Source organism: Streptomyces sp. CC53 (assembly GCF_001865245.1).
Lineage (GTDB): Bacteria > Actinomycetota > Actinomycetes > Streptomycetales > Streptomycetaceae > Streptomyces.
On the sequence record NZ_MKXB01000016.1, the window covers coordinates 1 to 4,476 of the forward strand.

General features: G+C 78.6%; 1 protein-coding gene and 2 pseudogenes. All 3 read left to right on the forward strand.

The window, feature by feature from the left end; all coding sequences use genetic code 11:
• Window positions 1-851, forward strand: a pseudogene (locus BJP40_RS33860) (hypothetical protein); the annotation flags it as partial.
• Entirely contained in the window at window positions 848-2,953 is a 2,106-nt protein-coding gene (locus BJP40_RS01370; RefSeq protein ID WP_071277852.1) for a hypothetical protein, read from the forward strand. The pseudogene BJP40_RS33860 and the gene BJP40_RS01370, both read left to right, overlap by 4 nt.
• Window positions 2,950-4,476 (forward strand): annotated as a pseudogene (locus BJP40_RS01375) (hypothetical protein); the annotation flags it as partial. The gene BJP40_RS01370 and the pseudogene BJP40_RS01375, both read left to right, overlap by 4 nt.

Below are 4,476 nucleotides of genomic sequence, written 5' to 3' on the forward strand. Positions count from 1 at the left end.
CCCGGAGCGGCTCGCCGTACGGGCCCGGCCCCGGGCACGCCGGCCCGCCGTCCGGCGACGCCCCGCACGGGGCGGGGGCGCGGGACCACGCGCCCGACGGGTACCCCCCGCCCGGCCCGCACCCGGGCCACGGCGCCGGAGCACGGGACGGCGGCAGCCACCGGGCCCCCGGCGGCGGTGCGGGCCCCGGCGAAGGCGGCGGCGACCACCGGTGGCCCTCGCCCGGTGCCGGCGCCGAGCCGGCGTGGCTGGAACGCGAGCGAGGCGACGGCGGCCCCGACCTCGTCGACACCCTCGTCGCCGACCTCGCCGCCGGCCTGCGCGACCTCCTCTCCCCCTACTGGGCGCGCATCGAACGGGACCCGGCGCAGGCCGGGCGCACCTCCCTCGACACCCCCGTGCGGGACCTCCTCGACGAGGTGCACGGCCGGCTCCTGCGGGACGCCGCGACCTCCCCGCCGCCGTACGACCGCCACCCGGAACGCCGCCCCGACGCCGCCCGGCTGACCGGCGTCGCCCCCGACCGGGTCTCCGGACTGCTCACCCCGGGCGGCGACGGCGAACCGACCGTGCCGCTGTGCGGCCCGCAGCACCGGCGGCTGCTGTCCGCCGACCCGCAGGCCCTGCGCCGCGTGCGGTTCGTACCGGAGGCGTTCCGGCGCGGCGCCGCCGACCGCGACGCGCCCTCCGCCCACCCCGACCCGTACCCGTACGGCGACCACGCCGAGGACGTGGTGTGGACGCCCGCCGGACGCCACGCCGGGGTCCTCCACCTCGTACCGCTCCGCCACGACGCCGTCAGGACTGTGCGGGAGGCGTCCGGGGAAGGACAGGAGGGCCGGCCGTCATGACCCGTCCCGCACCACCCCACCCGCCCGCCGCGGGCGAACTGACCTTCCGCACCCACGACGGCACCGTCATGCGGTTCCCCGCCCGCTTCGGCCGCGACCGCGAACTACCGGGACCCCCCGGCCGGCTCGCCCGCGCCGTCACCCTGGGCGTCGACTGGACGGTCCTCCAGTACCGCATCCCCGCGCCCTGCGACCCGCGGGCCATGAACGCCCTCGAACGGGAGGCCGCCGCCGCCGTCGCCCTCGAACGGCGCTACGGCGACGCACGGTTCGGCGAGGTCTTCACCCGCGTGGTGGGCTACGACCTGGACGCGCCGGAGCCGTTCGTCCTCTACCGGATCGCCGACGCCGAGCCCCTCGCCACCCTCGGCGGCGCGCTCGGCGTCGCCGAACAGCAGCGGATCCTCGCCCAACTCGTCCTGGCCGTACGCCTGCTGGACGCCGCGGGCTTCGTGCACCGCGCCATCGACCCCGAGACGGTCCGCTGGGACGGCCGGCACGTGCGGCTCTGCGAACCGTACGCGGCGCTGCGCACCGGGGAGCCCCGCGAGGCCGCGGGCACCGCCCCGTGGGCGTCCCCCGAGCAGCGGCAGGGCACCGGGGCGGCCGACCCCCGCGACGACCTGTGGGCCGTGGCCCAGCTGATGTACTTCCTCCTCGCCGGGCGCCCCGACCGCGGCGCGGGCCCCCCGGCCGACCTGGCCGACTTCCGGGGCCTCACCGCCCTCGCCCACGGCGGGGCCTTCCACCCCGCCGCCGCGGGGAGGCCCGCCCCCGCCGAGCTGATGCGCCTCCTCAACGCCCCCGACCCGCTCGCCGCGTCGGCGGGCGGCCCCGACCCACTGGCCCGCGGCCGCGCCGACCACGACGCCCAGCTGGCCCGCAAACGCGCCACGCTCGGCCTCGGCCGGGCCCCGGACCCCGTGCCCGACCCGCCGCCCCGCCGCAGCACCTTCCTGCAGCGCCTCCTCGGCTCCACCGGCGCACCACCGCCCCCCGCCGAGCCGCCCGCCCCCCGCCTGGGCCCGGACCCGGCGTCACCGGAACGCCTCTGCCCGCACTGCCTGCTGCCCGTCGCCTACGACGAGACCCGCCTCGTGACCATCGACGCGCGCGGCGCACGCCTCCCCCTCGACCTGAGCGGGGAGCACCGGCCCGCCCACGTCGCGGACGCCCTGCGCAGGGCCTACCAGCCCTGCCCGCACGCCGACGAGGACCAGCTGCACGAACTCCCCGTGCCGTACCTCACCCACGGCCGCCCCCTGTCCATCGCCCTGGTCGGCAGCTCCGGGGTCGGCAAGACCCACCTGCTGGCGGCGATGCTCGGCGAGGTCGAACAGGGCGGCCTCGAACCGTACGGCCTCAAGTGCCTGCCCCTGAACCCCGACACCCACCGCACGTTCCTGCGGGAGCGGGTGCAGAGCCTCCAGCAGGGCCGGGAGCTGGGCAGGACCGGCCAGCAGACCTTCGCACGGTTCGCCGACGGACTCCTGGTCAGCGGGCGGGGGCCCACCCGGCCGGTGGTGTTCTTCGACCTGGCGGGCGAGGACCTCGCCCAGGACGGCGAAGTGGCCCGGTTCCTGCGGGGCGTCGACGCGTTCCTGTTCGTCCTGGACCCGCTGCGCGCCCTGCGGCTCGCGTCCCTCGACCCGCTGCGCGCCCTGCACGGACTGCGCCGCCGCGACCTCGGCGACGAGGCGTTCACGACCGTCCTCAACCGCATCCCGCGCACCGCGGGACCGTACGTCGCCGCATCCGCCGCCCTCGCCGTCAACAAGAGCGACCTCATCCGGGTCGAACCGGCCGTCGACCGGTGGCTGGGCCGCTCCCAGCCGCCGGAGTACCGGCCGGACGAGGTGCGCGAGGAGAGCAGGGACGCCTACGCGTTCGTGCAGCGGTACGCCACGGCGGCCTGGCTCCGGCCGTTCGACGACTGCGCCCGCTGCACGCTGCACTTCGTGGCCGCCACCGGAGGAGAGGCCCGGCACGACCACTTCCCGCACGGCGTGCGGCCCCGGCGCGTCCTGGCGCCGCTGCTGTCGCTCTTCGCCATGTGCGGGCTGCTGCCGGGAGTGGACGAGGAAGAGGTGGGGATCCGATGACCACGCCGCACGACCCGCGGGGCCGGGCCGACGCCTGGGGGCACGACCGGGCGGTGGACCAGGTCGTCTTCCGCTGGGACACCGAGAACCTGTCGGGCACCACCGGCTTCGGACCCGTCGCCTGCTCCTGCCCGCCCGAGCGGGCCGACGACCTGTTCCGCAGGACGGGGGCGCTGCTGCGCGGCACCGGCGAGGTCACCGCACCGGCACTGCTGCGGCTGGAACGCGCGGACGAGGTGCTGCTGGTGCGGCGCGCCCCCTGGCGGGACGCGGGCGGACGCGCCAGCACCCTCTGCCACGCCCTCCTCGGACCGGCCGCGGTCCTCGACCCGGCGACCTGCCTGGGCCTGCACCACTGGTCCTGGCAGGGCACGGACCTGCCCCTCGCCGACGTGCGCGGGCGACTGCCGCGGGTGGCGGAGGCGCCGCTCGTCGCCGCCGCCGACGAGGGACTGCGGGCACTGACCGCGGCCCTGCCCCGGGTGCGGCACGAACTGACCGGCGCGGTGGCGGAGTTCCTGCGCCACCCCACGGCCTCCTTCACCCTGCTCGACCCGCGCGGGGACGCCGCCTGCCCGGTGCTGTGGGGGCTGCACGGCATCTTCGGCGGCCAGGCCGTGCGCGGCTGGACGTTCGCCACGCACGACACCGACGAGACCGACCGGCTCAGGTTCGTGTTCGTCAGCCGCTGGAGCGGCGCCGCCGCCGCGGCCGGGAACCGCAGGCGGACGGACCCCGCCGAGCGGTGCGGCGACCGCGCGGAGACCGTCGCGGAGACCCTCGTCCGCCACCAGCTGCGCGCGGAGTACGCGGTGGGGGAGGCCCTGCAAAGGGTCGCCTCCCGCGCCCGCGGGATGCCCCTGCTCGCGCAGGCGGAGGCGGCGCTGCCGCTGCTGCGCCCCGCCCCGCAGGCCCCGCCCGCAGAACCGGTCCGCACCGTGCCGCCGGAGAGGCCCGCCCCCGCCGGCGACCGGTCGCCCCTGGGGCGCCGGCCGGACGCGGCCCGGGGCGGCGGACCGCGCCGCGGCCCCGAACGCGGCGACGTGCGGGCGGCGCTGGACGACCCGCACGCGCCGCACGCGGCGGAGACGCTGTCCCGGGCGAGCGACGACGAGCTCGTGCGGGCCCTGCGCCTGGGGGCGCGCCACGACGGCCTGGCGCTGGTGGTGAGGGAGGCGGCGGCGCGGTGGCCGGGCTGGGGCCGCGAGCAGCGGACGGCCCTGTGCGCGGTGGTGCTGCGCATGGAGCTGTTCGTCACCGAGCGGGCGGGCCCCGGTCCCCACCCCGACGACGCGGTACGGGCCGCGGACGCGGCGGCGCTCTACGAGTGGGCGGTGCGCCCCCTGCTCGGCGACCCGGACCTGGCCGCCGAGGTGACGCTGCTGCTGCCGCGCCTCTTCACGAGCCCGCACGGCGCGGCGCGGGCCGCGGTGCGCCACATCACCGACGCCCCGTCGCCCGGCCTGCCCGAAACCGCGTGGCAGGCCCTCTTGAAGGCGGCGAGGAGCCGCCGCCCCGATCCG